Source organism: Streptomyces sp. NPDC002232 (assembly GCF_042890295.1).
Lineage (GTDB): Bacteria > Actinomycetota > Actinomycetes > Streptomycetales > Streptomycetaceae > Streptomyces.
The window spans coordinates 239,052-263,747 of record NZ_JBIARV010000002.1 but is presented as its reverse complement, the minus strand read 5'-3'; the positions used below and the strand labels follow the sequence as shown (position 1 = coordinate 263,747).

At 73.7% G+C, this 24,696-nt stretch carries 21 protein-coding genes; 16 read left to right on the top strand and 5 right to left on the bottom strand.

Features of this window, described 5'->3' with window-relative positions; all coding sequences use genetic code 11:
* The first annotated feature begins 32 nt into the window (after positions 1-32).
* From ACFYXU_RS07950 to ACFYXU_RS07925, 6 genes are all read left to right on the top strand, one after another.
* The gene (locus tag ACFYXU_RS07950) at positions 33-617 is read left to right on the top strand and encodes a PadR family transcriptional regulator (protein ID WP_389456889.1); all 585 of its coding nucleotides are present in this window, start codon (positions 33-35) and stop codon (positions 615-617) included.
* Positions 608-1,327 (top strand): VWA domain-containing protein, encoded by a 720-nt coding sequence (locus ACFYXU_RS07945; protein ID WP_361394222.1) that lies wholly within the window; start codon positions 608-610, stop codon positions 1,325-1,327. The genes ACFYXU_RS07950 and ACFYXU_RS07945 overlap by 10 nt, the downstream gene beginning before the upstream one ends.
* Positions 1,328-1,448: 121 nt before the next feature.
* The gene (locus tag ACFYXU_RS07940) at positions 1,449-1,829 is read left to right on the top strand and encodes a VOC family protein (RefSeq protein WP_376509984.1); all 381 of its coding nucleotides are present in this window, start codon (positions 1,449-1,451) and stop codon (positions 1,827-1,829) included.
* 161 nt (positions 1,830-1,990) lie between these two features.
* On the top strand, positions 1,991-2,500 hold the full coding sequence (locus tag ACFYXU_RS07935; RefSeq protein WP_376509982.1) for a pyridoxamine 5'-phosphate oxidase family protein: 510 nt from the start codon (positions 1,991-1,993) through the stop codon (positions 2,498-2,500).
* Between the two features lie 73 nt (positions 2,501-2,573).
* Complete coding sequence (locus ACFYXU_RS07930) at positions 2,574-3,212, top strand: TetR/AcrR family transcriptional regulator (RefSeq protein WP_361394336.1); 639 nt, start codon at positions 2,574-2,576, stop codon at positions 3,210-3,212.
* Between the two features lie 189 nt (positions 3,213-3,401).
* A complete protein-coding gene (locus tag ACFYXU_RS07925; protein ID WP_389456887.1) occupies positions 3,402-5,114 on the top strand; it encodes a DEAD/DEAH box helicase in 1,713 nt (570 codons plus the stop codon).
* Here the strand turns inward: ACFYXU_RS07925 and ACFYXU_RS07920 are convergent.
* Positions 5,039-5,935: a tyrosine-protein phosphatase gene (locus ACFYXU_RS07920; protein WP_389456885.1), complete on the bottom strand. Its 897-nt coding sequence runs from the start codon at positions 5,933-5,935 to the stop codon at positions 5,039-5,041. The two genes, ACFYXU_RS07925 and ACFYXU_RS07920, sit on opposite strands and share 76 nt — an antisense overlap.
* Before the next feature lie 556 nt (positions 5,936-6,491).
* On the opposite strand from ACFYXU_RS07920, the gene ACFYXU_RS07915 reads away from it, so the two are divergent.
* Entirely contained in the window at positions 6,492-6,917 is a 426-nt protein-coding gene (locus tag ACFYXU_RS07915; RefSeq protein WP_389408290.1) for a ribonuclease domain-containing protein, read from the top strand.
* An 18-nt stretch (positions 6,918-6,935) separates the two neighbouring features.
* On the opposite strand, the gene ACFYXU_RS07910 is transcribed toward ACFYXU_RS07915, so the two are convergent.
* Together ACFYXU_RS07910 and ACFYXU_RS07905 are read right to left on the bottom strand one after the other, a co-directional pair.
* Complete coding sequence (locus ACFYXU_RS07910; RefSeq protein ID WP_389408291.1) at positions 6,936-8,405, bottom strand: ankyrin repeat domain-containing protein; 1,470 nt, start codon at positions 8,403-8,405, stop codon at positions 6,936-6,938.
* Positions 8,406-8,461: 56 nt separating this feature from the next.
* On the bottom strand, positions 8,462-9,346 hold the full coding sequence (locus ACFYXU_RS07905) for a hypothetical protein (RefSeq protein WP_389408292.1): 885 nt from the start codon (positions 9,344-9,346) through the stop codon (positions 8,462-8,464).
* Positions 9,347-9,549: 203 nt separating this feature from the next.
* On the opposite strand from ACFYXU_RS07905, the gene ACFYXU_RS07900 reads away from it, so the two are divergent.
* Positions 9,550-10,320 (top strand): serine protease, encoded by a 771-nt coding sequence (locus ACFYXU_RS07900; protein ID WP_329856919.1) that lies wholly within the window; start codon positions 9,550-9,552, stop codon positions 10,318-10,320.
* Positions 10,321-10,424: 104 nt separating this feature from the next.
* Here ACFYXU_RS07900 and ACFYXU_RS07895 read toward each other — a convergent pair whose 3' ends face one another.
* A complete protein-coding gene (locus ACFYXU_RS07895; RefSeq protein ID WP_389456882.1) occupies positions 10,425-12,188 on the bottom strand; it encodes a beta-galactosidase family protein in 1,764 nt (587 codons plus the stop codon).
* A gap of 81 nt (positions 12,189-12,269) precedes the next feature.
* Between ACFYXU_RS07895 and ACFYXU_RS07890 the strand changes: the two genes are divergently transcribed.
* The 6 genes from ACFYXU_RS07890 to ACFYXU_RS07865 all read left to right on the top strand — a co-directional run bounded on the left by ACFYXU_RS07890 (position 12,270) and on the right by ACFYXU_RS07865 (position 20,470).
* Positions 12,270-13,157: an AraC family transcriptional regulator gene (locus ACFYXU_RS07890; protein WP_329856618.1), complete on the top strand. Its 888-nt coding sequence runs from the start codon at positions 12,270-12,272 to the stop codon at positions 13,155-13,157.
* 11 nt (positions 13,158-13,168) lie between these two features.
* A complete protein-coding gene (locus tag ACFYXU_RS07885) occupies positions 13,169-13,483 on the top strand; it encodes a chorismate mutase (protein WP_361394250.1) in 315 nt (104 codons plus the stop codon).
* A complete protein-coding gene (locus tag ACFYXU_RS07880) occupies positions 13,483-14,469 on the top strand; it encodes an asparaginase (protein ID WP_389456880.1) in 987 nt (328 codons plus the stop codon). The genes ACFYXU_RS07885 and ACFYXU_RS07880 overlap by 1 nt, the downstream gene beginning before the upstream one ends.
* A gap of 62 nt (positions 14,470-14,531) precedes the next feature.
* The gene (pepN, locus tag ACFYXU_RS07875) at positions 14,532-17,018 is read left to right on the top strand and encodes an aminopeptidase N (protein WP_389456878.1); all 2,487 of its coding nucleotides are present in this window, start codon (positions 14,532-14,534) and stop codon (positions 17,016-17,018) included.
* Positions 17,019-17,681: 663 nt separating this feature from the next.
* Positions 17,682-19,061, top strand: a complete 1,380-nt coding sequence (locus tag ACFYXU_RS07870) for a pyridoxal phosphate-dependent decarboxylase family protein (protein WP_389456876.1) — start codon at positions 17,682-17,684, stop codon at positions 19,059-19,061.
* Positions 19,058-20,470, top strand: a complete 1,413-nt coding sequence (locus ACFYXU_RS07865; protein WP_376509963.1) for a lysine N(6)-hydroxylase/L-ornithine N(5)-oxygenase family protein — start codon at positions 19,058-19,060, stop codon at positions 20,468-20,470. The genes ACFYXU_RS07870 and ACFYXU_RS07865 overlap by 4 nt, the downstream gene beginning before the upstream one ends.
* Before the next feature lie 3 nt (positions 20,471-20,473).
* Here the strand turns inward: ACFYXU_RS07865 and ACFYXU_RS07860 are convergent, their stop codons facing one another.
* On the bottom strand, positions 20,474-22,276 hold the full coding sequence (locus ACFYXU_RS07860; RefSeq protein WP_389456874.1) for a bifunctional metallophosphatase/5'-nucleotidase: 1,803 nt from the start codon (positions 22,274-22,276) through the stop codon (positions 20,474-20,476).
* Positions 22,277-22,434: 158 nt separating this feature from the next.
* On the opposite strand from ACFYXU_RS07860, the gene ACFYXU_RS07855 reads away from it, so the two are divergent.
* Positions 22,435-23,118, top strand: coding sequence for an SIMPL domain-containing protein (locus ACFYXU_RS07855; protein WP_376509959.1), 684 nt, complete (start codon positions 22,435-22,437; stop codon positions 23,116-23,118).
* Positions 23,119-23,265: 147 nt separating this feature from the next.
* Complete coding sequence (gene pyk / locus ACFYXU_RS07850; RefSeq protein ID WP_389456872.1) at positions 23,266-24,693, top strand: pyruvate kinase; 1,428 nt, start codon at positions 23,266-23,268, stop codon at positions 24,691-24,693.
* The last annotated feature ends 3 nt before the right edge of the window (positions 24,694-24,696 follow it).

Genomic DNA, 24,696 nt, shown 5'->3' with positions numbered 1-24,696 from the left:
TGAAGGGAGGGAAGGGTCGTAGACTGCCGTCCGTGGTGGACCGAGAGAACGTGCCAGGGCTTCCCGCGACCGGCTGGGCGGTGCTCGGACTGCTGTCCCACGGGCGGGAGTTGTCCGGCTACGACGTCAAGAAGTGGTCCGACCGGTCCCTCGGCCTCTTCTACTGGAGCCCCTCCTTCAGCCAGATCTACAGCGAGCTGAAGCGGCTGGAGCACGCCGGTTACGCCACCTCGCGGCTCGTCGCCCCCGAAGCCGGCACGCGCGACAAACGCGTCTACCGCATCACCGGCGAGGGACTCGACGCCGTCCGCACCTGGGCCCGCACCGCCCCCCTCGACCCGCCCGTCCTCAAGCACGGACCGATGCTGCGGCTCTGGCTCGGCCACCTCCTCGAACCCGAACGGATGCGCGAGATCCTGGCCGCGCACCGGGAGTACGCCGAGGGCATGCGCCGGCGCGCGGAGGCCGACGTGGCGGACGCCGGAGCGGACGAGGCCTGGGCCTACCCCCGGCTCACCCTGACCTGGGCCGAGCGGTACTACGCGGCCGAACGCGACCTGGCCGACGCCATGCTCGCGGACATCGAGGAGTTGGAGGGGGACCAGTCATGCCACTGAGCCTGCGGAAGGTCGAGGAGACGGCACCCGCGCTCGTGAGCCTCTACAAGGAGGCCGGAGCCTCACTGGAGCGGCACGGCGTCAGCGGACAGCGCGTCGCCGTCTACCTCGTCGTCGACTACTCGGGCTCCATGAAACCGTACTACGCGAACGGCTCCGTGCAGGCCCTCGCCGACCGGGTCCTCGGGCTCTCGGCGCACCTCGACGACGACGGACGGGTCCCGGTCGTCTTCTTCTCCACCGACATCGACGCCGAGACCGACATCCGCCTCGACGACCACGTCGGCAGGATCGACCGGATCGTCGCCGGTCTCGGCCACATGGGGAAGACCAGTTACCACCTGGCCATGGACGCCGTCATCGACCACTACCTGGACAGCGGCTCCACCGCGCCCGCGCTCGTCGTCTTCCAGACCGACGGAGGACCGATCAACAAGCTCGCCGCCGAGCGGTACGTCTGCAAGGCGGCCCGGCTGCCGATCTTCTGGCAGTTCATCGGCTTCGGCGACCCCGGCAGCCGCCAGTTCGAGTTCCTGCGCCGGCTCGACGAGCTCGACGTGCCGGCGAAACGGCCCCTCGACAACGCCGGCTTCTTCCACGCCGGACAGGACCCGGGCCGGGTCCCGGACGCGGAGCTCTACGACCGGCTCGTCGCCGAGTTCCCCGCGTGGCTCGCCGCGGCCCGCGCCCAGGGCGTCGTCCGGTCATGAGACCGCCCGCGCGGTACGCGGCCGGCGCGGGCCCGGCCCGGCCCGCCGCCGCGGAGGGGCGGAGCGGCCGGGCGCGCGGAATCCGGTGGAACCGCTCGCGGCCGGAGGCGATCATGGGGCCATGAGCTCTCTCGTGCGACACGTGACCATCGACTGCGCCGACGCCTACGCCCTGGCGACCTTCTGGGCGAAGGTCCTCGACTCCAAGGTCTCCGACGACGACGAGCCCGGGGACGAGGAGGCGCTCGTCGAGTCGGCCGGCGCGGGCCTCCTCTTCATCCAGGTCCCCGAGCCCAAGGCGACGAAGAACCGCGTCCACCTCGACCTCCAGCCGCAGGACCGCACCCGCGACGAGGAGGTCGAGCGGCTGCTCGGCCTCGGCGCCACGCTCCTCGACGACCGCCGGAACGCGGACGGCACCGGCTGGGCCACCCTGGCGGATCCGGAGGGCAACGAGTTCTGCGTGGAGCGCAGCGCGGCGGAGCGCACGGCCACCTCCTGACGGCCCGGCCCGGCCCGGCGCAGCGGCGCGAGCCGGTGCCGGTGCGCCGGCCTGTGCCCCGCCCCTGCCCGCCCCTGTGCCCGTAACCGGCCCGGCGGCGCGCGGCGCTGTCCGGCGTCATCCGGACAGAGGCTGTCGGGTATCCGGTGTTTCCTGGATCCATGGGAGACACCGGAACCACCTGGCCCGCCTTCGAGGCCGCCGAACCCGACTTCGCCGCGACCGTGCGGGAGCGCTTCGGCTCGTACACCCACCACGCCCTCGCCACCCTCCGCAAGGACGGCTCGCCGCGTCTCAGCGGCATCGAGGCCGACTTCCGCGACGGCGAGCTCTGGCTCGGCATGATGCCCGGCTCCCGCAAGGCCCTCGACCTGCGCCGCGACCCCCGGTTCTCGCTGCTCGCCAACCCCGGACCCGGCACCGATATGGGCGGCGGCGACGTCCGGATCTCCGGGCGGGCCGTCGAGATCACCGACCCGGCGGCGCTGGACCGGTACGCGGCCGAGGCGGGCGCGCCCCAGCCGTTCCACCTGTTCCGGGTGGAGCCGACCGAGGTCGTGCGGACCTGGGTGGACGGCGAGGAGATCGTCTTCCGGAGCTGGACGCCGGGACGCCCGCCGCGGACGATCCGGCGCGGCAACGACGACAGCCCGCCCCGCGAGGACGCCTGACCGCCGACCGGCCCGAAGCGGAGGGGACCACAATGGGCACGTGCCGAACACAGCAAGCAAGAAGAAGACCCAGATGGGCGGGGGGCCCGAGCGGCGCCGTGAGCTCCTGGACACGGCGGCCGAGGTCTTCGCCGCCCAGGGGTACAACGCCACCACCGTCCGCAAGATCGCGGACGCCGCCGGGATGCTCGCCGGCAGCCTCTACTACCACTTCGACTCCAAGGAGTCGATGCTCGACGAGATCCTCGCCACCTTCCTGAACGAGCTGTGGGAGGGGTACGACGCCGTCCTCGACGCCGGGCTCGGTCCGCGCGAGACGATCGAGGCCCTGGTCACCGAGTCCTTCCGGGAGATCGACCGGCACCGCGCCGCCGTCGCCATCTACCAGAAGGAGTCCCTGCACCTCGTCGACCTGCCCCGGTTCGGCTACCTGACCGAATCGCAGCGCAGGTTCGAGAAGGCCTGGCTGGGCACCCTGGAGCGCGGGGTCGCCGCCGGGGTCTTCCGCGCCGACCTCGACGTACGCCTCACCTACCGCTTCGTCCGCGACACCGTCTGGGTCGCCGCGTCCTGGTACCGGCCGGGCGGACACCACAGCCCCGAGGAGATCGCCCGCCAGTACCTGTCCATGGTCCTGGACGGGATCGCCGTACGCGCTCCGGAGGCGTCCGGGGCGTCCGGGGATCGGGGGGCCGGGGCGGGAAGGTCCTGAGGCGCACTATTGTTCCGGTAGAGACATCCGGGATCCGTATCGCGTTTTCCGGGAGACAGCCGGGGCCGCACAGCGCGCTCCGGCCGAGACAGCCGGGGCCCGTTTCTCGTGTTCCGGGTAGAACAGCCGGGGCCCGCACCGCGCAGGTGCGGGCCCCCGCTGTGCCGAGCACCGGCCAGGAAGGCACGAATGACCCGCTCCGAACGTTCCCAGAGGCGAGGCCCCCGCACCGCCCAGGCGAAGTCCACGTCCCAGCCGAAGGGCCCCCGCGGCGGCCGTCGTCCCGCCGCGCCCCCGCCGCCGCAGGAGTTCACTCCGCCGGAGACGGTGACGCCCGCGCTGCCGCCCGTGGCCTCCTTCGAGGACCTGGACATGCCGGCCGCGCTGCTGCGGACGCTCACCGAGCAGGGCGTCACCGAGCCCTTCCCGATCCAGGCCGCGACCCTGCCGAACTCGATCGCCGGGCGCGACGTCCTCGGCCGGGGGCGCACCGGCTCCGGCAAGACCCTCGCCTTCGGGCTCGCGCTCCTCGCCCGCACCGCCGGGCGCCGCGCCGAGCCGACCGCGCCCCTCGCGCTGGTCCTGGTGCCGACCCGCGAGCTCGCCCAGCAGGTGACCGACGCCCTCACGCCGTACGCCTCCGGGCTGCGGCTGCGGATCACCACGGTCGTCGGCGGCATGTCGATCTCCCGCCAGTCCTCGTCCCTGCGGCGCGGCGCCGAGGTCCTCATCGCCACGCCGGGCCGCCTCCACGACCTCATCGAGCGCGGTGACTGCCGTCTGGACCAGGTCGCCGTCACGGTCCTCGACGAGGCCGACCAGATGGCCGACATGGGCTTCCTGCCGCAGGTCACGAAGCTGCTCAAGCAGGTCGAGCCGGGCGGGCAGCGACTGCTGTTCTCCGCGACCCTGGACCGGAACATCGACCGGCTGGTCAAGATGTTCCTCGACGACCCGGTCGTGCACTCGGTCGACCCCTCGGCCGGCGCGGTGACCACGATGGAGCACCACCTGCTCTACGTGGCCGACGAGACCGACAAGAAGGCCGTCACGCTGCGGATCGCGGCCCGTGACGGCCGCACGATCCTCTTCATGGACACCAAGCGGTCCGTGGACCGGATGGTCAAGCGGCTCCTCGCCAACGGCGTCCGGGCCTCCGGGCTGCACGGCGGCCGCTCGCAGCCGCAGCGCAACCGGACCCTGGACCAGTTCAAGACGGGCCAGGTCACCGCGCTCGTCGCGACGAACGTGGCGGCCCGGGGCATCCACGTCGACGACCTCGACATGGTCGTGAACGTCGACCCGCCGATCGACCACAAGGACTACCTGCACCGGGGCGGCCGCACGGCCCGCGCCGGCGAGTCCGGCAGCGTCTTCACCCTGGTCCTGCCCGAGCAGAAGCGGGACATGGGCCGGCTGATGTCGAACGCGGGCATCAGCCCCCGCACGGCGCAGATCAAGTCCAGCGACGAGGAGCTCGCCGAGCTCACCGGCGCCCGGGAGCCCTCGGGCGTCCCGGTCGTCATCGAGACGCCGCAGCCGACCCCGCCGCGCAAGGCGGCGGCCTCGGCCGGCGGCGCCGCGGGCGGCGGCCGTCGCCGTCGCCGTCCGGCCGGATCCGGAGCCGGAAGCGGCGGTACGGGCACGGCGGCGACGGGCGCGGCCCGGGGCTCGGGCGTGTCCGCGGGCCGGGGGTCCGCCGCGTCCGGCGGCCGTGGCTCCGGTGCCGCCGCCGGTTCGGGCCGGGGCTCCGGTGCCGGACGGGGCGCCGGCACCGGTGCGGGTGCCGGCCGCGGTGCGGCGGCCGGCGGCGGCAGGGGCGGCCGTCAGGCGCCCGGCACGAGCCGTACGCGGAGCGCCGCGAGCTCCCGCGGCTCCAGGCCGAGGCCGACCGACACGTAACGGAAGAGGCTCCCGTAGGAGGTGCGGACCTGGCCGAGGGCGGTGTCCAGGTACTCGGTCCGCACCTCCTGGAGCGGCACGATCAGCTCCGGGTTCCGCATCAGTCCGCCCTGCTTCAGGCCCTCCCGCACCCGGGCGTCGTACGCGGCCCGGAAGGCGTTGGAGGCCAGGTAGTCCGCGCGGGCGGAGCTCTCCGGCACCCCGAGCAGGGTGAGCAGGAGGTAGCTCGTCCATCCGGTGCGGTCCTTGCCGGAGGTGCAGTGCAGGAGCAGCGGCCCCCGGCGGCGGTCGGCCAGGTCCCGCAGGGTGGCCGCGAGGGCGGCGCGGTTCGCCGCGTCGGTGACGAAGGTCCGGTACACCTCGCGCATGAAGGCGGCGGCCCGCCCGCCGCCCAGCATCTCCTCCTGCCGGACCGGGTCGCGGGAGCCGATCGCGGCCATGAGCTGCCCGAAGAGACCGTTGTCGGTGACGGGCCGGGCGACGCGGACCGGGCCGGCGGGCAGCCGGTCGGCGCCGTCGTTCTGGACCTCCAGCGGGATCCGCAGGTCGACCACCGTGCCGAGGCCGAGCCCGGCGAGGGTGGTGAGGTCGGCGTCGGTCAGCTTGGCGAGGTGGTCGCTCCGGTAGGCGAGGCCGTGCCGGACCCGGGCGCCGTCGTAGGTGACGTAGCCGCCGAGGTCGCGGACGTTGACCGCGCCCTGGAGCGGGATCTGCCGGATGGCGTCCGGGACGCGGGGGCGGGCGCTCGCCTCCGCGGGCAGGGCCGAGAGCAGGGCGGCGGCACCGGTGGTGGTGAGCAGTGCGCGGCGGGACAGGGGCATGGCTGGACTCCCTTACGGACTGACGGACGTACGGCGCACAGGGCCGTACGGCAGACGGACTCGGGTGGGACAGCCGTGGGCGGACGGGCCCGCGGAACGCGCGGCCACTTTTCCATCAAACGTTAGTTAGGTGACCTGGCGGCAAGGAACGTAGCAGCCGGACGGGCCGAAAGGGAGGGGTGTGCGGCACTCGGCCGCGCCGACCGCCCTGGGGCCGGGCGTTCGGCGGTGCGCGTCCGGACCCACGCCGCCGGGTGGCCGCGAGGCGCCACGCCCGCTCCGGCCTTCCGGCGGCGCCCGTCCGGGCCCACGCCGCCGGGTGACCGGGAGGCCCCACGCCCGCTCCGGCCTCCCGGCGCGCGGGGGGACCGCCCCGGCACGCCGTCCACCGTCCCTCCCCGCCCGTGGCCGCGACGGCACCGATCGTCGACGTCCTCTCCGCACGCGTGGACGAACGGAGGGGTGGTGCGGACGCCCCGTGAGAGACGGTGAACGTCCGGCGAATTGAAGGCGATCGGGCTTCCGGGGCCACGTCTACGCGCGTCAGCATCTCCGTATGCGAATCCCCCCTCGATTCACCCTCGCCGGCGGTGTCGCCACCGCCCTCCTCTCCTCCCTCCTCCTCGCCGCGCCGGTCACCGCCGCCCCGGCCCCCGCGCCCGCGTCCGTCGTGTCCCCGCGCGCGGCGACCGCGTCCGTCGGCGACATCTGCTACTCGGCCCTGCCCAGCCAGGCGCACGACACCCTGCGGCTGATCGACGCGGGCGGCCCCTTCCCGTACAGCCAGGACGGCGTCGTCTTCCAGAACCGGGAGGGCGTCCTGCCCGCCCACGCGTCCGGCTACTACCACGAGTACACCGTCACGACCCCGGGCGTCCCCACCCGCGGCGCCCGCCGGATCGTGACCGGCGGCGCGACGGACGAGGACTACTACACCTCCGACCACTACGCCACGTTCGACCTCGTCGACCACGGCTGCTGACCGGCGGCGGCGCGGGCGTCAGCCCCGGCGCGGGGTCGTCCACTCCAGGCGGGTCCTGACCCGCGGGTCGCGGACGTGCTCCAGGGCGGCGAGCGCCGTCTCCCGCGCCGCGCCGTCCGCCTCCCCGTCCGCCAGGATCGACGCCAGCGCGTCCACGGCGCGCGGATCCTGACGGATCGCCAGGCCGCGCGCCGCCTCGGCCGCGGTCTCCGGGTCGGTGTCGCCGAGCCGCTCCGCGAGCCCCTCCCGTACGAGAGGGGTGTCGTCGGGCAGCTCGGCGAGCGCCAGCGTCGCCCAGTCCCGCACCCGCGCGTCGCCGTCCCGGCTCAGCGCGAGCAGCACCCCGAGCGCCTCGACGTGCCCGGCCGGCACGATCCCGGCGAGCGCCGACGCGACCGCCCGGCGCACCACCGCGTCCGGATGCCCCGCCACCGCGAGCAGTTCGGGCACCGCCGACGCGTCCCCGCACTCCCCGAGCGCCAGGACCGCCGAGAGCAGCGGCTCCCGGGCCGGGGGCACGGCCTCCGCCACCAGCCGTCGCAGCACCGGGACCGCGCCCGGTCCGAAGCCCGGCAGCGCCCCGAGCACCCGCGCCCCGAGCGCCCGGCGCAGCGGATCCCGGTAGGCGCACCAGCCGGCTGCCGCCACGAAGGTCTCCTCGTCGGCCCGGCCCGCCAGCTCCGCCACCGCCGTCGTCCAGTCGTCGAGCTCGGGGTCGCCGCAGCGCAGCGCCCGCGCCGCGAGCTCCTCGGGATCGGTCCGCAGCCCGAGCGAGGCCTCCAGGAGCGTGGAGATCGCCGCGTGGCCGGTCTGCCGGTCGTCACCCCGCCCGGGCGCCCCGTCCTCGCGCAGCAGCTCGACGACGACCGTGACGCCGCCGTCCTCCCGGACCCGCCGCACGGCCGCCTCGTAGGTCTGCCCGCCCTCGTTCCCGGCGACGAGCCCGCGCCGCAGTTCGGCCGCGATGTCGGCGCCGATCCACCGCCGGGCCTCCCGCAGCGCCGCCTCCCCGGCCCGCGCCCCGTGGTCGAGGAGCGCCCGCACGGAGCCGGTCGAGCCGCGCCGGGCGGCGGCGACGAGCGGGACCAGCCCGTCGGGTCCCGGCCGGTCCGGGTCGGCGCCGTGCTCCAGGAGGACCCGGGCCGTGTCGGCGTGGCCGAGGCGCAGGGCCCAGGCGAGCGCGGTGAAGCCGTAGGCCTCCTCCTGGTCGGCCCGCGCGCCCGAGGCGAGCAGTGCCCGCACCACCTCGGTGTGCCCGCCGCAGGCGGCCCCGCACAGCGGCAGGTCCCCGCCGTCCTCGCCGCTGCCCCGGGCGGGGTCGGCGCCGGCGGCGAGCAGCACCCGCACGATCCCGGCCTCGTCGCCGACGGCGGCCCGGTACAGCGCGGTCTCCCCGTCCTCCCGCCCCTCGGGGTCCGCCCCGCCCCGCAGGACGCGCACGGCCCCGTCCTCGTCCCCGTCCCGGATGGCGTCGAACAGCGTGCTCATGCCCCGACCCTGACGCGCCGTCGGCACATGGCGCAAATCGATGCGCGCCCCGAGGCTCAGGAGGCGCACTCCAGGACCGACCCGCAGACCCCGCAGCGGGCCCGCAGGGACCGCCCGGCGGGGACCCTCAGGCGCTGGAGGCAGGTCGGGCAGGGGAAGGAGACGCCGGTGGCCGGGGCCCCGCCCTCGAAGGCGTACGGGGCGTCCCGGGCGGCCCTGCCCCGGCGCCGCTCCCAGCCGTAGCGGCGGCGCTCGGCCCAGGCCGCCGCCGCCAGCGGGGGAGCGGTCCGCTCGCGCGCGGCCTCCGCCCGGCCCCGTACCCACGCCTCGTAGGCCACGGCGCTGGTGAACCAGGGCGAGGGGTCCTCGCCGAAGACCTCGGCCCGTTTGGCGAGGACGTAGCCGAACTCCTCCGGCGTCAGGTAGCCGAGCTTCTGGCTCTCCACGCCGTCCCGCCGGTAGGCGTCGAGGAGCAGCCAGCCGGCGCCCAGATAGGCCGTGGTGACGTCGGTGAGGACCTCGTTCTCGGCGGTGGAGGGGAGGCCGAGGCCGAGCCGGTGCAGCAGCACATGGGTGATCTCGTGGGCGAGCGCGGCGCCGATGTCCCGGCGGCGGGTCCGGAAGCGGTCGTTCAGCTCCACGAAGTACTCGGGGCCGGCCGTGAGCTCGACGGCCGCCGCGTACTCCATCGGCCGGAAGCTCACCACGACGCGCGCCTCGGGCAGCCGCAGGTGCCGGACGAGGGCGCGGGCCACCCGCTGGGTGCCCAGGTGGAGGTCCTCGTCGTCGCCGAGCGCCACGTCGTCGGCGGTCACGCTGGACGGGTAGCGGTGTACTCCGTCGGGGGAGAGGCGGCGGTAGATCGCGGTGAGCGAGGCCCGCACCGTGGCGCGGTGCGGGAAGCCGTGGATGACACGGTCGGCCTCATGACGGTTCGGCATGCCGGATCCCCCCTCGGTTCCACTGTACGGTCCCACCACCGGATCTGGCCGAAAAGGCTTTCTTGTGGCGGCAGTTGAGCGCTGTCCATAATCCGGACATGCCTTGACGAGCGCATGTCATTGCGGTGGGTCCCCGCCCGCCCGGCACCGCCCGTCGAGACCGACCCCCCACGAGAGAAGGAAGACACGTGAAGCAGAACCGCATGGTCCGTGCCCTCCAGAAGCTGGCCGCCGCCGGCGCCGTCGTCCTGGCGGCCGTCAGCCTCCAGCCCACCACCACCGCCTCCGCCGCCCCCGCCCCCGTCGTCGGAGGCACCCGCGCCGCCCAGGGCGAGTTCCCCTGGATGGTCAGGCTCTCCATGGGCTGTGGCGGCTCCCTGATCAAGCCCCAGGTCGTCCTCACCGCCGCGCACTGTGTGAGCGGCTCCGGCAACAACACCAGCATCACCGCCACCGCCGGAGTCGTGGACCTCCAGTCGAGCAGCGCCATCAAGGTCAAGTCGACCAAGGTCCTCCAGGCCCCCGGCTACAACGGCCAGGGCAAGGACTGGGCCCTCATCAAGCTCGCCAGCCCCATCACCTCGCTGCCCAACCTGAAGATCGCCGACACCACCGCCTACAACAACGGCACCTTCACCATCGCCGGCTGGGGCGCGGCCCGCGAGGGCGGGGCGCAGCAGCGCTACCAGCTCAAGGCCAACGTCCCCTTCGTCTCGGACGCCTCCTGCCAGGCCTCCTACGGCAGCGACCTCGTCCCGGCCGAGGAGATCTGCGCCGGCTACAGCCAGGGCGGGGTCGACACCTGCCAGGGCGACTCCGGCGGCCCGATGTTCCGCAAGGACAACAACAACGCCTGGATCCAGGTCGGCATCGTGAGCTGGGGCGAGGGCTGCGCCCGCGCCGGCTACCCCGGCGTCTACACGGAGGTCTCCACCTTCGCCGCCGCGATCAACTCCGCCGCCGCCACGCTGTAGCCGCGGAGCGATGAACCGGTGCTCCGGAGCGGCCTCGGCTCCGGAGCACCTTCACGCGCCTGATACCGGTCATGCGTCGTGAAGCACCCACGCGCCTGATCCGGTCATGCGTCGTGAAGCACCTCCAGCTCCACCGACGACGGCGCCCCGCCCTCCAGCTCCAGGACCCACACCTCGTTCGCGCCCTCCCGCAGCACCGGACCCGGCACGAACAGCGCCTCCTGCGGGCCCGCCGCCCAGTAGCGCCCCAGACAGAAGCCGTTCACCCACACGAAGCCCCGCGTCCCGCCCGGCAGCCGCAGCCACGCGTCGCCCGCCCCGGTCACGTCGAGCACCCCCCGGCACAGGCCCGGGCCGCCCGGGACCGGACCGAACGGCACCTTGCCGACCGCCGCCGCCTCGAAGGCGTCAAGACGCAGCCCCCGGGCCCGTACCCCGTGCAGGTACTGCCGCTCGTGCCGCACCCCGCCCGTGATCCCCTTCGGCTCCGCGAGCCTCGGCCCGTAGTTGACCCGGCCCAGCGACTCCACCCAGAGGTCCACCCGCGCCGGACCCGCCACCGGCCCGGGAAGCACGACGTCCTCCCCGTCCGACGTGTCCAGCACCCCCGCGGCCCGCCCGTCGACCCACACCACCGCCCGGTCCCGCAGCCCCGTCACGCCCAGCGGATACGGCTGCCGGGGCCCCGGCACCGCCACCCGGTAGCGGACCACGCCCCGGTCCACGCCCAGCTCCTCGAAGGTCGGCGGCACCGCCGCCACCACCTCCTCCCCGCCGAGCACCTCGACCACCTCGTCCAGGGACGCGAAGCCGTCGAGCACACCGGACACCGGCGCCGCCAGCCGGACCGGCGGCTCCGGGACCTCCGGCAGCGGCCCCTCCGCGTACGCCGCGAGCACCTCGCGGAAGGCCCGGAACTTCTCCGTCGGCCGCCCCGCCTCGTCCACCGGCGCGTCGTAGTCGTACGAGGTCACCGTCGCCCGCAGCGGACCGTCGTGCAGCTCGCCGTCCCGGTTCGCCCCCGCCCAGCCGCCGAAGTTCGACCCGCCGTGCGCCATGTACACATTCACCGACGCCCCGCACTCCAGGATCTCCCGCAGCGCCCCGGCCGCGTCCCGCGCATCCCGCACCGCGTGCTCCGTGCCCCAGTGGTCGAACCAGCCGCACCAGAACTCCATGCACATCAGCGGCCCCGACGGCCGGTGCCGCCGCAGCGTCGCGAAACCCTCCCGCGCCCCCGAACCGAAGTTCGCCGTCGCGAGCACCCCCGGCACCGAACCGCCCGTCAGCATGTGGTCCTCGGGCCCGTCCGAGGTGAACAGCGGCACGCCCACCCCGCAGCTCCGCAGCAGCCCCGCCAGCCACTCCAGATACGCCAGGTCGCTCCCGTAACTCCCGTACTCGTTCTCCACCTGCACCAGGACCACCGGACCGCCCCGGTCCACCTGCCGCTCCACCACCTGGGGCAGCAGCCGCCGGAACCACGCCTCCACCGGCCCCAGGAACGCCGGATCCAGGGTCCGCACCCGCCGCCCCAGCGGCCCCGTCAGCCAGTGCGGAAGCCCGCCGTTCTCCCACTCGGCGCAGATGTACGGCCCCGGGCGCACGATCGCCCGCATCCCGGCCCGCCCCACCGCGTCCAGGAACCGGCCGAGCGCCTCCACGTCCGCGTACCGCCCCGGCTCCGGCTCGTGCAGGTTCCACGGGACGTACGTCTCGACACAGTCGAGGCCCATCGCGCGCAGCATCCCGAGCCGGTGCTCCCAGTGCCCCTCGTGCACCCGGAAGTAGTGCAGCGCCCCCGACAGCAGGCGCACCGGCCGCCCGTCCAGCAGAAAGTCCTCGTCACCCACAGCGAACGTGCTCATGGCCTCACCCTGACCCCCTGGCGGAGGGACGGTCCATGGACAAAGATCGTCGCAGTTTGGACGTTACGGAGAGGCCCGGCGATGTACCACACCTGGATGCGCTACTTCACGCCCAGCCCCGTCCACCACCGCCTCGGCCTCGTCTGCCTCGGCGTCGGACTCCAGCACGGCACCCTGCCCACCGTCGGCCCGCGCACCCTCGACCACCACGTCGCCGTCGTCGTCTCCGCCGGCACCGGCTGGTACCGGGGCGCCGACGGACGCCGCACCACCGTCACCGCCCCCGCCCTCATCTGGCTCACCCCCGGCACCCCCCACCACTACTCCGCCGACCCCGGCACCGGCTGGGACGAGGCCTTCGTCGACTTCACCGGCCCCGCCACCGCCACCTACACCGAACTCGGCTGCATCGAGCCCGACCGGCCCGTCGTCCCGCTCTCCGACGCCGCCCCCGCCCGCGCCGCCATCAGCCGCATCGCCCGCGCCGCCCGCCCCGGCAACCCCCTCCTGGAGGTCGAGACCGGCGCCGCCGTCCACGAGCTGCTCGTCGCCCTGCGCCGCGCCCGCGCCGACACCAACGCCGACGGCGACCCCGTCCTCGCCGCCCTCGCCCGGGACGCCTTCCAGCCGCTCTCCGTCGCCGAGCACGCCACCCGCCACGGCATGACCGCCGCCGAGCTGCGCAGCGCCGTCCGCCGCGCCGCCGGGTGCAGCCCCAAGGACTACCTGCTGACCGTCCGCCTCGGCCGCGCCAAGGAACTCCTCGCCGCCACCGAACTGCCCGTCGCCGCCGTCGCCCGCCGCGTCGGCTACGACGACCCCGCCTACTTCTCCCGCCTCTTCACCCGCCGCGTCGGCATCGCGCCCGTCCGATTCCGCGAGCAGCAGGGGCGGACCGTGCACGGCGGCTGGAGCGACAGCGTTCCGGATCCCGAACACCCGCCCACGATCCCCGCGAGATCCGTCTAAGCTCGCAGATCATGAGCGACACCAGTGCCATCGACCCGAACGTCACCGCCGAGCTGACCCGGCTGCGCGAGAGCATCGACAACATCGACGCGGCGGTCGTACACATGCTCGCCGAGCGCTTCAAGTGCACCCAGCAGGTCGGCTTCCTCAAGGCCGAGCACCAGCTCCCGCCCGCCGACCCCGCCCGCGAAGCCCGCCAGATCGCCCGGCTGCGGGAACTCGCCGAGAGCGCGAAACTGGACCCGGCCTTCGCGGAGAAGCTCCTCAACTTCATCATCGCGGAGGTCATCCGGCACCACGAGACGATTGCGGACGGAGCACGCTGATGGGCCGCGTCACGGTCTTCACCCTCGGAGGCACCATCTCCGCACGAGGCGGTGACGCGGCCCGCATGACCGGCCAGGAGGTCCTCGCGGGCCTCGGCGCCCCCGCCGACGTCGCCCTGCGGGACTTCCGGCGCGTCCCCAGCTCCACCCTCTCCTTCGAAGACCTCGCGGCCCTCGCCGACGAGGTCCGCGAGGCCGTCGCCGACGGCTCCGGCGTCGTCGTCGTCCAGGGCACCGACACCCTGGAGGAGACCGCCTTCCTCCTCGACCTGCTCTGCACCACCGAACAGCCCATCGCCGTCACCGGCGCCATGCGCCGCCCCGACCTGCCCGGCGCCGACGGCCCCGCCAACCTCGCCGCCGCCCTCGCCGTCGCCGCCGACCCCGCCTGCCGCAACCTCGGCGTCCTCGTCGTCCTCGCCGACGAGATCCACGCCGCCCGCCTCGCCCGCAAGACCCACACCACCTCCGTCGCCACCTTCGCCTCACCCGGCGCGGGCCCCCTCGGCGCCGTCGTCGAGGGCGAACCCCGCATCCTGCTCCGCCCCGCCGTCCCCACCAGGCTCTGCTCCCTGAAGCTCGACCCGTCCGTACGCGTCGCCCTCGTGACCCTCTCCCTCGGCGACCGCGGCGAACTCCTCGACGCCGTCGACGACCGATTCCAGGGCCTCGTCGTCGCCGCCCTCGGCGGCGGACACGCCCCCGCACCGCTCGTCGAACCCCTCGCCGACCTCGCCCGGCGCATCCCCGTCGTCCTCGCCTCCCGCACCGGCGGCGGCGCGACCCTCACCGACACCTACCGCAGCCCCGGCTCCGAGCACGACCTGCTGCACCACGGACTGATCCCGGCCGGCCCGCTCGACCCCGCCAAGGCCCGGATCCTGCTCCACACCCTGATCTCCAGCGGCGCCGCCGCACCCACCGGCTACGACCGCCCCCGCATCACCGCGGCCTTCGCCCACCTGAACGGATCCGGCCTGGCCTGACCGCCCCCCGGGTACGCCCCACCCCCTGCCCCGGGACCCGGCGATCGGGCAGCATAGGGCCCATGTCCGTACTGACGCGCGACGAAGCGCAGACCCGTGCCCAGCTCATCGACGTCCACCACTACCGCGTGGACCTCGACCTCACCACCGGCGACGAGACCTTCGGGTCACACAGCCTCATCCGCTTCACGGCCCGCGCCGCGGGGGACACCTTCGTCGAGCTCAAGCCCGAGACGCTCCGCTCCGCCCGCCTCGACGACACGCCGCTCGACCTCAGCACCCTCGACGGCAACCGGCTCCCGCTGAGCCTCACCGAGGGCGAGCACACCCTCCGCATCAGCACCACCATGCGGTACTCCCGCACCGGCGAGGGCATGCACCGCTTCACCGACCCCACCGACGGCGAGTCGTACGTCTACACCCAGCTCTTCATGGAAGACGTCCAGCGCGTCTTCGCCGCCTTCGACCAGCCCGACCTCAAGGCCGTCTTCGAGCTGAGCGTCAAGGCACCCGAGGGCTGGACCGTCCTCGCCAACGGCATCACCGAACAGCAGCCCGACGGACGCTGGCAGGCCGCACCCACCCCACTGCTCTCCACCTACTTCGTCTGCGTCGCCGCCGGCCCCTGGCACACCGTCCGCACCGAGCACGCCGGCCTGCCCTTCGGCATCCACTGCCGCCGCTCCCTCGCCGCCCACCTCGACGCCGACGCCGACGAGATCCTCGCCGTCACCAAGGCCTGCTACGACCGGTACCACGAGAAGTTCGACGAGCCCTACCCCTTCGACTCCTACGACCAGGCCTTCGTCCCCGAGTTCAACGCCGGCGCCATGGAGAACCCCGGCCTCGTCACCTTCCGCGACGAGTTCGTCTTCCGCTCCGCCGTCACCGTCACCGAGCGCCAGACCCGCGCCATGGTCATCGCCCACGAGATGGCCCACATGTGGTTCGGCGACCTCGTCACCCTCCGCTGGTGGGACGACATCTGGCTGAACGAGTCCTTCGCCGAGTACATGGGCTTCCAGACCGTCAACGAAGCCTGCTCCGACCTCTTCCCCGACACCTGGATCGACTTCGGCGTCACCCGCAAGTCCTGGGGATACGAGGCCGACCAGCGCCCCTCCACCCACCCCGTCGCCCCCGACCCGGAAGCCGTCCCCGACACCGCCTCCGCCCTCCTCAACTTCGACGGCATCTCCTACGCCAAGGGCGCCTCCGCCCTGCGCCAGCTCGTCGCCTGGCTCGGCGAGGACGACTTCCTCGCCGGCATCAACATCCACTTCAAGCGCCACAAGTTCGGCAACGCCACCCTCGCCGACTTCATCGACAACCTCGCCGCCGCCACCGACCGCGACGTCCACGCCTGGGCCGAGCGGTGGCTGCGCACCACCGGAGTCGACACCCTCACCCCCCGCCTCGAAGGCGACGGCACCCAGTGGCGCCTCCACGTCGACCGCGACGGCAGCCGCCCCCACCGCATCCGCGCCGGAATCTACGACCGGCAGCCCGACGGCGAACTCGCCCTGCGCGAGCGCCTCGACCTCGACGTGTCCCAGCAGGCACCCGCCGAACTGACCGGCCCCCGCCCCGCCCTCGTCGTCCTCAACGACGGCGACCTCACCTACGCCAAGCTCCGCTTCGACGAGGTCTCCGAGGAGACCGCCCTGCGCGGCCTCTCCCGCATCCCCGACCCCCTCACCCGGGCCGTCGTCTGGAACGCCCTGCGCGACATGGTCCGCGACGGCGAACTCGCCCCCGCCGACTACCTCGAAGTCGCCCTCGCCCACCTGCCCGACGAGACCGAACTCGCCCTCGTCCAAGGCGTCCTCGGGTTCGCCCGCACCCAGATCGCCGACCGCTACACCTCCCAGGAGGAGCGCCCCGCCGCCCTCGCCACCATCGGCGAGATCGCCCGCGCCCTGCTGCGCCGCACCGAGGACGGCGAAGCCCCCGGCCTCCGCCTCACCGCCGTCCGCGCCTGCGTCGACAGCGCCACCACCCCCGACAAGATCGCCTCCTGGCTGGACGAGGGCACCGTCCACGGCGGCCCCGAGCTCGACCCCGAGCTGCGCTGGCGGATCCTCGCCCGCCTCGCCGTCCTCGGCGCCACCGACGAGACCGTGATCGCCGCCGAGGCCGAACGCGACCCGAGCGCCACCGGCCAGGAGGGCGCGGCCCGCTGCCGCGCCTCCCTCCCCGACCCCGACGCGAAGGCCGCCGCCTGGTCCGCCCTCTTCGACTCCGACGAGCTCTCCAACTACCTCTTCACCGCCACCGCCCAGGGGTTCTGGCAGCCCGAACAGGCCGCGCTGGTACGGGAGTACGTGCCGCGCTTCTACGAGGCGGCCGTCGCGCTCGGCGACCGGCGCGGGCCCGCCATGGCCGAGGCCGCCGGGCGCTACGCCTTCCCCGCGTACGCGATCGACGCGGAGTCGCTGGCGCTGGGCGAGTCCCACCTCAAGTCCGGCACGATGATCCCGGCGCTCCACCGCAAGCTCGTCGACCAACTCGACGACCTGACCCGAGCCCTGAACATCCGCACGACCTGACGTGTGCGGGGGCGGCGCCCCGCGGGCCCGTCGTGGGCCCCGCCCCTTGCGGGCCCGCGCCCGCCGTTGTGGGCAGGCGTTCCGCAAGGGGCGGAACGGGTGGGCACAACGGACCCGCGCCCTGCCGGCGCCAGAGGCTGTAGCGCCTGATCCCGCACCACCAGGTGCAGCACCCGGTGGTGCGGGCCAGGGCACGGAACGCGGAGGCGCCGCGCGAGGGCGCCGTCCCGTGTGCCCACCCGTCCCGCCCCAGCGGGACGATTGCCCACACGGGCAGCGGGCGACGGCCCCACCGAAGCGGGCGCGGGCGACGGGCGTGGGCGACGGGCCCACACGGGCGCGGGCGCGGGCGCGGCCCGCACGACAGAGGGGCGAGGTGCTACGCGGGCGTAGGCGACGGGCCCACACGGCCGTGGGCGACGGACCCACACGGGGCGCGGGCGCGGGCCCGCATGGCAGAGGGGCGAGGTGCCTACGCGGGCGCGGCCCGCACGACAGAGGGGCGAGGTGCTGCGCGGGCGTGGGCGACGGGACCACGCGCGCGGGATCACATCGGCGCGGCTCCAACCAGGGACCGTAGAGCCGCCCCCCGTCGTCCCCCATTCGGGTCACAACCCCCCACTCGCCGGACAGCACCCCCCGCCGCCCGTCACCCTGTCGTCCATGCGTGCCGCACCCCCGCCCCTCGCCGCCGACCCCCACGCCCTGCACCGCCACCTGGGCACCGTCCTCGACGCCCTCCGGGAGGGCGCCCAGGCCAGGGGCGGGCCGCTGCCCGCAGGGGGGCCCGAGGCCGTGGCCCGGCGGATCGCGGGGCTCGGAGCCGTACTCCCCGAGACCGGCGCCGGCCCCGACGAGGCCCTCCGCACCCTCGTCCAGGCCCTCGCCGAAGGCGCCGCCGACCCCGCCCACCCCCTCTGCGCCGCGCACCTCCACACCCCGCCCCTCGCCCTCGCCGCCGCCGCCGATCTGGCCGCCTCCGCCCTCAACCCCTCCATGGACTCCTGGGACCAGGCACCCGCCGCCTCCGCCCTGGAGGCCGAGGTCACGGCCGCCCTGGCCGCCGAGGTCTTCCCCGGCGCGGAGCACCCCGACGCCCTCGTCACCACCGGCGGCACCGAGTCCAACCAACTGGCCCTCCTCCTCGCCCGCGAGCGGCACGGCCCGGGACTGCGCACCGTCGTCGGCGCCAACGCCCACCACTCCATCCGCCGCGCCGCCTGGCTCCTCGGCCTGCCCGACCCCGTCACCGTCCCCACCCCGGACGGCACCCTCACCCCGGCGGCCCTCACCGACGCCCTCGCCCGCACCGAAGGCCCCGTCCTCGTCGCCGCCACCGCCGGCACCACCGACGAGGGCCTCATCGACCCGCTCCCCGCACTCGCCGACGTCTGCGCCGCCCACGGCGCGGAACTGCACGTGGACGCCGCGTACGGCGGACCCGTCCTCCTCAGCCCGACCCACCGCCACCTCCTCGACGGCCTCGACCGCGCCCGTACCGTCACCGTCGACCTCCACAAGCTCGGCTGGCAGCCGGCCGCCGCCGGACTCCTCGCCGCACGCGACGCCACCGACCTCGCCGCCCTCGGCCACACCGCCGACTACCTCAACGCCGACGACGACACCGAAGCCGGCCTGCCCGACCTCCTCGGCCGCTCCCTGCGCACCACCCGCAGACCCGACGTCCTCAAGACCGCCGTCACCCTCCGCGCCCTCGGCCGCACCGGCCTCGGCGCCCTCGTCGACACCTGCATGGACCTCGCCCAGGACCTCGCCGACCTGGTCGAGAAGGCCCCCGGCCTCGACCTCAGGGCACGGCCCACCCTCACCACCGTCCTCTTCCGGCCGTCCGGCGCCGACGACCGGACCGTCGCGGCGATCCGCCGCACCCTCCTCGCCCAGGGCCGCGCCGTCCTCGGCCGCGCCCCGGCCGACGGCCTCCTCTGGCTCAAGGCCACCCTCCTCAACCCCCACGCCACCCCCGCCGACCTGGCCCAGATCCTCACCCTCGTGACCCTCGCGGAAGGCAGCACGCACCGATGACCGGCAGCACCCCCCAGCAGGACCTCGATCAGCCCCACGACCTGGTGGGCGTCGGCATCGGCCCCTTCAACCTCTCCCTCGCCGCCCTCGCCCACGGCATCCCCGGCGACTTCGCCGCCACCTTCTACGAGCAGCGGCCGGCCTTCCACTGGCACCCCGGACTCCTCCTCGACGGCGCCACGCTCCAGGTGCCCTTCCTCGCCGACCTGGTGACCCTCGCCGACCCCGCGAGCCCCTGGACCTTCCTCAACTACCTGAAGACCCGCGAGCGCCTCTTCCCCTTCTACTTCGCCGAGAAGTTCCACATCCAGCGCGCCGAGTACGACGCCTACTGCCGCTGGGTCAGCGAGCGGCTGCCCGGCCTCCACTTCGGCCACCAGGTCGACTCCGTCCGCTGGAACCCCGAACGCCGCCTGTTCGAAGTCGACTTCACCCAGCTCGACCCGGAGGGCGAGGCCGAGGCCCTGGGCCGCGCCTACACCCGCAACGTCGTCCTGGGCGTCGGCACCGAACCGTACGTCCCCGATCCGCTCCGGCCCCTCGCCGACGCCCCCGGCGTCCCGGTGATCCACTCCGCCGACTACCTCACCCACCGCGAGACCCTCCTGCGGGCCGGACACGTCACCGTCATCGGCTCCGGGCAGTCCGGCGCCGAGGTCTTCCTCGACCTGCTCCGGGCCCGCCCCGCCGGAGCCGAGCGGATCCACTGGCTGGCCCGCACCGAGGCCTTCGCCCCCATGGAGTACTCCAAGCTCGGCCTGGAACACTTCACCCCGGACTACACCCGCTACTTCCACGCCCTGCCCGAGCCCGTCCGCGGCGAACTCATGCCCCGCCAGTGGCAGCTGCACAAGGGCATCGACGCGGACACCATCGCCGCCATCCACGACGAGCTCTACCGCCGCACCCTCCACGGCGGCTGGCCCGACGCCGTCCTCACCCCCGGCGTCCGGGTCCGCACCGCCGGACGCGTCGCCACCACCCAGGTCGAACTCCACCTGGAGCACGTGCAGCAGGGCAGCCGCTCCCGCCTCACCACCGACGCCGTCGTCCTCGCCACCGGCTACCGCGAACGCCCGGTGGGCCGGATGCTCGCCGGCCTCGACCCGTACCTCCGGCACGACTCCGCCGGGCGCCCCCGCATCGACGAGCACTACCGCCTCGTCCTCGACCCCTCCGTCACCGGCTCCGTCCACGTCCAGAACGCCGAACGGCACACCCACGGCGTCGGCGCCCCCGACCTCGGCCTGGCCGCCTGGCGCAGCGCGACCATCCTCAACTCCGTCACCGGCGCGGAGCCCTACCCGCTGCCGCGCCGCACCGCCTTCACCCGCTTCGGCCTGGAGACGCGAGAGGCGCCGGCCATCCCGTCCCAGGACCGGAAGCTGACGCCCCTCGTACAGCACTGACCGCTAGAAGACCGGCACGCCGTCCCGGGTCAGCTTCCAGTCCACCGACGCGAAGGTGCCCGAGTCGACCGTCCCCCTGGCCTTCACCCACTGGATGATGGTGTTGCGGATCTCGTCCGAGTTCGCCCACAGCTGCTGCGCGCCCGCGACGTGCGGGAACGCGCCGCCACCGCTCGCCCGGTAGTTGTTCACCGCCAGGACGAACTTCGCCGCCGGGTCGAGCGGCCTGCCCTCGAAGGACAGACCCGTGATCCGCTGCCCCACCGGCTTCGCGATGTCGATGTCGTACGTCAGACCCGACACGGCGTCGTAGTTGTAGTCCGGCGTGCCGTCCGCGTTCGTGAGCTTCGACGTGTCGACGGGCGCGCCCGCCGGAGTCCGGACGTAGTACCGCGCCGAGAACTCCAGGTAGTCCTTCAGCTGGGCGCCCGTCAGCAGACGCGCCTCCAGCGTGTTCTCGAAGGGGTAGAGACCCGCGGCGTCCTTGATGCTGATCGCACCGGCCGGGATCCGCGCCGTGCGCGAGAAGCAGGAGGCCTGCGACAGCACCGGCAGGGCGGCGTACGCGCCGCCCGCGAGCGCCGCCTTCACCGTCTCGGCCTGGACGACGTTGATCAGGTCGATGATCGGCTCGTCCTTCCACGGCGCGTCGGCCGTGGTCATGACCGCCGTGGAGCTGCCGATGACCTGGTTGACGTACGCCACGACCTTCTTGTGCTCGTCCGCGAGCAGACCGGTGATCTCCGGGTCCTCCGCGACGGTGTTCGAGTTGAGGACCTGCGCGCCGGCCTTCTCGACCACCCAGCGGCCCTTCTCCCACACCAGGTCGAAGTCGAAGAGCGTGAGGCGCTGACCCCACTTCAGCGGCTCGGACAGCACGACGTCCTTGCCCGTCTCCTTGTTCCGCACCCGGTACTCAGGGATCTCGGTGTGCGCGTGCCCGACCAGGATCGCGTCGATGCCCGGCACCTGCTCGGCGACCAGCCCGGCCGCGTTCTCCACGTACGGGAGCTGGTCACCGTACGACGACGTGCCGCTGGAACCGGAGTGCGCCGACACGATCACGACGTCGGCGCCCATCGACCGCAGCCTCGGCACCCACTTCGCGGCCTGCTCCTCCAGACCGGGGAAGACCATCTTCCCGGACACGTTCGCCTTGTCCCAGATGGCGATGCCCGGGTTGGTCAGACCCAGGACCGCGACCCTGACGTCCTTGCCGTGCGGGGTGCGCAGCCGGTGCATGCTGTACGGGGCGAAGGCCGGGCGCAGGGTCTTCGCGTCGAGCGCGTTGGCGCCGAGCAGCGGGAAGTCGCACTGCTCCTCGAACTTCCGCAGCACCGGAATGCCGTAGTTGAACTCGTGATTGCCGAGCGCGGCGGCGTCGTAACCGATGGCGTTCATCGCCTGGGCCATGGGGTGGACGGGGCCGCGCCGGGCGGTGATCGGGTCGACCTTGGCGTAGTAGTACGACAGCTGGGTGCCCTGGATGGTGTCACCGGCGTCGATCAGCAGCGTGTTCCGGCGACCCTTCGCCGCCCGGACCTGGTCGACCAGCGTGGAGATCTTGGCGAGGCCGACGTCGTTGTGCGCCTTGTCGTCGAACTCCTTGTCCGTGAAGTAGTCCCAGTTGAAGACGTTCCCGTGCAGGTCGGTGGTGCCCATCACGGTGAACGAGTACCGCTTCCGCGGACGCGGACGGCCGTGGCCGCCGTGGGCCTCGGCGGGAACGGCGACGGCCCCGGCGACGGCCACTCCGGCCCCGGCGGCGGCCGAGCGCTCCAGGAACGTCCTGCGGTTCAGCGGCATGTGACTTCTCCCCTTTGGTTCTGTGGCGCGGGCGCCGACCGTGGCGCACAACGCGCGTAGATTCTGGCTCAGACCACACGTCGGCAACAGACCTTTCGGGTTACGGAGTGGGAAAGTGTTCGGAAGCACGATCGCTGCCGAACACGGAGGACTCAGACGTGACCTACGCACACGGGACCCCGGACGCGCCCCAGGTGACGGTCCGCGGCGAAGGACGCCTGGAGGCCGAGCCGGAGCTCGCCCGGATCTGGGTCACCGTCTCCGCGCGCGGCACCGACCGCACCGAGACGATCACCGACCTCACCCGCCGCAACGCCCACGTGCTCGACCTGATCAAGGCACTCGGCGACGCGGTCGACCACGTCGAGACCGGAAGCCTCTCCCTCACCCCGGAACTGACCAGGAAGGGACGCGGCGAACGCGTGCACGCCTACACCGGCCGGGTGCGCGTGACGGCCGAACTCACCGACTTCACCGCGCTCGGCGAGCTCGTGACCCGCCTCGCCGACCTGGAGATGACCAGCGTCGACGGCCCGTCCTGGGAACTGCGCCCCGCCTCGCCCGTCTACGCGGAGGCCCGCCGCCTCGCGGTCGAGGAAGCCGTCCAGCGGGCCCGCGCCTACGCCGCCGCGCTCGGCACCTCCCTCTCCTCACTCCTCGAACTGTCGGACGCGGGACTCGACCGGGGACCCATGCCGAGGCGCGCCGCGTTCGGCACGGCGGCCGTGGCCTTCTCGGCGGAGGCGGGCGGCGAGGCACCGCCGCTCGACCTGGAGCCGCAGCGGCAGACGGTGACGGCCGAGGTGGTGGCCCGGTTCACCATGGAGCCGCCCGCACTCTGAGACGGGAGCGTGGGGGGGCGCGAAAATCGCTCATCGGAGCACCCCGGCGCACAGATTCAAGACTTGTCAACAACCCTTCATGGAAAGGTTGTTGAGTAGTCATGCCCAGCCAATTTCCTACTGGCCGGTAAGGCCTAGGCTCGACTCATGCGCCGAGCGAAAATCGTTTGCACCCTTGGGCCCGCCACCGAAACATACGGCCAGATCAAGGCATTGATCGAGGCCGGAATGGACGTGGCCCGCTTCAACCTCAGCCACGGCAGCTACGCCGAACACGAGAAGCGCTACCAGCACGTGCGCGAGGCCGCCGACGAAACCGGCCGCAGCGTCGGCATCCTCGCCGACCTTCAAGGCCCGAAGATCCGCCTCGGCCGCTTCCGCGAAGGCCCCGTACTCCTTGAACGCGGCGACGAGTTCACCATCACCGTCGAACCCACCGAAGGCGACCGCCACACCTGCGGCACCACCTACTCCGGCCTCGCCCAGGACGTCACAGCCGGTGAACGCATCCTCGTCGACGACGGCCGCGTCACCCTCGAAGTCACCTCCGTCGACGGCCCCCGCGTCCACACCCGGGTCATCGAGGGCGGCATGGTCTCCGACCACAAGGGCCTCAACCTCCCCGGCGTCGCCGTCTCCGTCCCCGCCCTCTCCGAGAAGGACATCGAGGACCTGCGCTGGGCGCTGCGCATCGGCGCCGACGTCGTCGCCCTCTCCTTCGTCCGCAACGCCCGCGACATCGACGACGTCCACCGGATCATGGACGAGGAAGGCCGCCGGCTCCCCGTCATCGCCAAGATCGAGAAGCCCCAGGCCGTCGACAACATCGAGGAGATCGTCGCCGCCTTCGACGGCATCATGGTCGCCCGCGGCGACCTCGGCGTCGAGATGCCCCTGGAACAGGTGCCGATCGTCCAGAAGCGCGCGGTCAAACTCGCCAAGCGGAACGCCAAGCCGGTCATCGTCGCCACCCAGATGCTCGACTCGATGATCGAGAACTCCCGCCCCACCCGCGCCGAGGCCAGCGACGTCGCCAACGCCGTCATCGACGGCACCGACGCCGTGATGCTCTCCGGCGAGACCAGCGTCGGCCGCCACCCCATCGAGACCGTCCGCACCATGAGCCGGATCGTCGAGGCCGCCGAGGAGGACGTCCTCGCCAAGGGCCTCCCGCCGCTCACCGACCGGAACAAGCCCCGCACCCAGGGCGGCGCCGTCGCCCGCGCGGCCGCCGAGATGGGCGACTTCCTCGGAGCCCGGTTCCTGGTCGCCTTCACCCAGTCCGGCGACACCGTCAAGCGGCTCTCCCGCTACCGCTCGCCCATCCCGCTGCTCGCCTTCACCCCGGACCCGGCGACCCGCTCGCAGCTCAACCTCACCTGGGGCGTCGAGACCTTCCTCGGCCCGCACGTCGACTCCACGGACGCGATGGTGGCCCAGGTCGACGAGGAGCTCCTGCGGATCGGCCGCTGCCGGCCGGGCGACATCGTGGTCATCACGGCGGGCTCCCCGCCGGGCGTCGCGGGCTCCACGAACCTGGTCCGCGTGCACCACATCGGCGAGTCGCTGACGTAGGGG